General features: G+C 57.0%; 4 protein-coding genes. All 4 read right to left on the bottom strand.

The annotated features are described in order from the left end of the window. Positions 1 to 68: 68 nt before the first annotated feature. The 4 genes from NKH28_RS34140 to NKH28_RS34125 all read right to left on the bottom strand — a co-directional run bounded on the left by NKH28_RS34140 (position 69) and on the right by NKH28_RS34125 (position 2,295). On the bottom strand, positions 69 to 770 hold the full coding sequence (locus NKH28_RS34140; RefSeq protein ID WP_352981443.1) for a patatin-like phospholipase family protein: 702 nt from the start codon (positions 768 to 770) through the stop codon (positions 69 to 71). 58 nt (positions 771 to 828) lie between these two features. Further along, a complete protein-coding gene (locus NKH28_RS34135) occupies positions 829 to 1,230 on the bottom strand; it encodes a hypothetical protein (RefSeq protein WP_352981444.1) in 402 nt (133 codons plus the stop codon). Further along, positions 1,140 to 1,487 carry an acyl-homoserine-lactone synthase gene (locus NKH28_RS34130; RefSeq protein ID WP_352981442.1) on the bottom strand — a complete coding sequence of 116 codons (348 nt, stop codon included), beginning with the start codon at positions 1,485 to 1,487 and terminating at the stop codon, positions 1,140 to 1,142. The genes NKH28_RS34135 and NKH28_RS34130 overlap by 91 nt, the downstream gene beginning before the upstream one ends. 85 nt (positions 1,488 to 1,572) lie before the next feature. Next, positions 1,573 to 2,295 carry a LuxR family transcriptional regulator gene (locus NKH28_RS34125; protein WP_352981441.1) on the bottom strand — a complete coding sequence of 241 codons (723 nt, stop codon included), beginning with the start codon at positions 2,293 to 2,295 and terminating at the stop codon, positions 1,573 to 1,575. Between the last annotated feature and the right edge of the window lie 848 nt (positions 2,296 to 3,143).

Below are 3,143 nucleotides of genomic sequence, written 5' to 3'. Positions count from 1 at the left end.
TTTCTGCTCATCTTCTTCCATCACAAGGTGTCCACCTATTTTGGTGGACACCTCATGCATCAGAGCACTCAACAGCAAAAGGTGCGGGGAAATTCGCGCTTACGAATGATCGCAAGGAAAATAATCGCGTTAATCACGACGCCTCGAAGCACCGCGATGGCCCCAATGAGGTAATCAGTTGTGCCATTTGGAGCGAGGAACTTGGAGTGATCCCTCAGATGTTGAACCTCGATCGTCTCAGACTGGTCGAGTTTGCTCGTAAAAGGGAACCGCCCCTGGGTCTGCATTAATCCGCTGACAAGCGAGGTCCCGATGTATCCTCCTCCAGATGCCGTGGACAGATAGTCGATCCTATCCAGAACCTGAGGCTCATGGTCCTCCCTCAGCGCATCAATGGCCTGAAGGACACCTAGGCAGAACGATGCAGACCGTATTCCGCCTCCCGACAAAGCCAGCCCGGTAAGATTGTGGGCAGGATCAGTTGTAGGGAACTCCCGGCCACGTTCGTCCGTCGATTTCCGGTTGTGGTCCAAGCTAAGCTGAACGTGATTGTCTTTCAGAGCATCAATACTCCGAGCCTGCTCTTCCAGCATTTTGGCTATGTCTTCGTCAGGGACTTTTCGATCCTTTGCCAACAGCCCCTTCGCGACAGCGTCCCGTCGTGCGCTGATTACATCAATTTCCTCCGCGAACACGTCCGCGAACTGATGGCAGGCCTCGCCTGGCGCCTTATGCACACCAGAAGGGGCTGGAGGATTTGGATTTGGCATTCTGTCTCGTCCGTGTTGCTATCTGCTGCGGTCCGCGGGAGACAAGACTCACCACGTGCTATGCGGAGAGGCGTCGCAGGTGTTTGTCGCTATCGATGAAAGGCTTTTGAACCCCGCGCCGAACCAGCAACGTCTGATTGATCCCAAGGATCTTGCGAACGCTCGCCAGCGCCGCATCGCTCACCTCAATGTAAGCGACGATGTACCACTCGCCGTTTTCTTCCCTGGCCATGCCCATCGGCTCGGCCCGCCATTTGAGGGCGCCGTGGTGCGGCAGGAAGTAGGTTTCCTGGATGCCGCCGACGGCGCTGAGGCCCTCGTCGAGAGCGTATTCCATCACCGCGCAGCACAGCTGCGTCAGCGTGCCCCTCAGTCCGGCAGTTCGTTTGTCGGGAACGACGAAGGTGCGCGTCCATTCGGCCCAATCGGGACGCCTCGGAACGCCCGATTTTTCGCACATATGAGAAAAGACCTCCGAGACCATATGCGCTCGCTCGTTGGGATCAATCGAGCCGAAGTCACTACGCGATCGTCTTCAATGCCCAGCAGGTATGTCGCCGCGTCTGTATCGAATTGATCTAGCTCGCGACCGTCCGGGCTTGGAGGGCGCCAATGTTTTTGGTGCACGAAGAAGTCGTGCCGCCGGCGCAGAAACTCGTCGAATTCGTTTTCGTAGAGATGCTTGTTATGCGCGTTGACTACGTGGGCCGTTATCATGGCGCGATCCCCCGATCGTTCTTAAAGGGATACTCGCAGTCGCGCTAATATACGTCACCTGTCCGATCGGACAGTTGACGCGTTTTTAGGGATGGATCAGGCGCCGGCGCACCGCCTCGACGACGGCTTGCGTGGTCGTAGCGACGCCGAAAGCTTCCCTGGCTCGTGTCGAGTACCATTTGACCGTGCGCTCGGTCAGGCCGAGAATCTGCGAGGTTTCCGACGAGGTCTTGCCGGCCGCAGCCCACAAGAGCACCTCTTTTTCCCGGTCGGTCAGCAGGCCTTCATCGTCGTCATTGTCATTCGACAAGGCCTGGATCGACATGCCGGCATAGACCGCCATGGTCACCAGTTGCACCTGATAGCGCGGCGACAGGGTGCAGGACTTGGCAGAAGACGCAAACGACAGCACGGATTGCCAATGGTGAATGCTAAGCATCGGCACGGCGAAGCCGCTCCAGATGCCAAATTCCGTCGCCTCGCCGGCGACGCGTCGTGAGCCCTCGGTATCAGACCACTTTGCCGGAACTTCGGACCAAAGGAACGGCTTCAGGGTCTTTGCCGAGTAGATGCAAACCCCGTCCACCGCGGCATGTTCGGCCTCGATATAGCGTTCGAACCAGCCGGCCGGCCAGCCGTTCAGTTCAACCATCGGCGCAAGTTTCTGGCCGCTGAGCGGCACACCGCTAAGGATAAGATGCTCGAAGCCGAGATTCCTCACCGTTTCGAGAAGGTCGCTCAGCAACGGCCCGGTAGCTGTGTGCTTCCTGCACCGTTCGACAAAGTCAAACACGTCTGAATCGATCATGACAGAGACCCCCGTCTCCATGCCCGAAAAACAAAGTCTAACTCAAATTAGCGACTTCGAATATCCGATAAGCGCGGCCGCCACGCAGGACGGGTGGACCGAAGGCAGCTAAATTAGCGAGATTGTGATCAGCGGCGCGCCGAGATCATATTCGCACTGTTTCATGACTGCGTGGCCGCCGGTCTGCCTTGGGTCGCGACCGCCCCCGAATTTTCCAGGGAGAGGGAGAGGCATCGGCATAGTGTTCAGGTAGGCCAATAAATGAGTCCGTCGAACTAGCTCGATGCATTCAGCCGCAAAGCGACGGCGCGCTGACCCATAGCGTAGTTACCGAGCCGTATTGGCAGGGCGATTTCGCGAGATTTTGAAGGGTCTCTCTGGGCAACCATTCAACTACAGTGTAAGTATACCCGGTAAGAAGCCGGCTTCGGTATCAGGGCGCGATTTCTTATCATTGTCACAGCTGTGCCGCCTGAGAATAACTTCGCACGCGTTGTAGTGGCAATTTGCGAATTAGCTACGCGGGGGGCATCAAATGGCCGACAAAAAGTCGTTCATGAAACTTGCGCTCACACCGTAAGCATAGACACACGCGGTCGATGATGACGATGCCATGTTGCCGCAACATGTGGTGCATTGATCTAGCAGGCTTCTCTGAATGGGGTTGTTGAGGTCAAGCTCCTGTTTCGTTTTTTCGGACCGTGTCGCCCCGCGGGTCACTCGCTTCTCTTCGCGGTCGGCGCATGGCCGCCGCATGATGGGGTCAGGAGAGCGAGGCGTCTCAATCTGTTGAACGACCTTGGAAAGTTTGCCCCAGGATCGTGCCTGCTAACGAGATCGCCTTGCCC

Origin of the sequence: Mesorhizobium sp. M1227 (assembly GCF_040318315.1) — a bacterium.
Lineage (GTDB): Bacteria > Pseudomonadota > Alphaproteobacteria > Rhizobiales > Rhizobiaceae > Mesorhizobium.
This window is presented reverse-complemented; position numbering and strand designations above follow the sequence as displayed.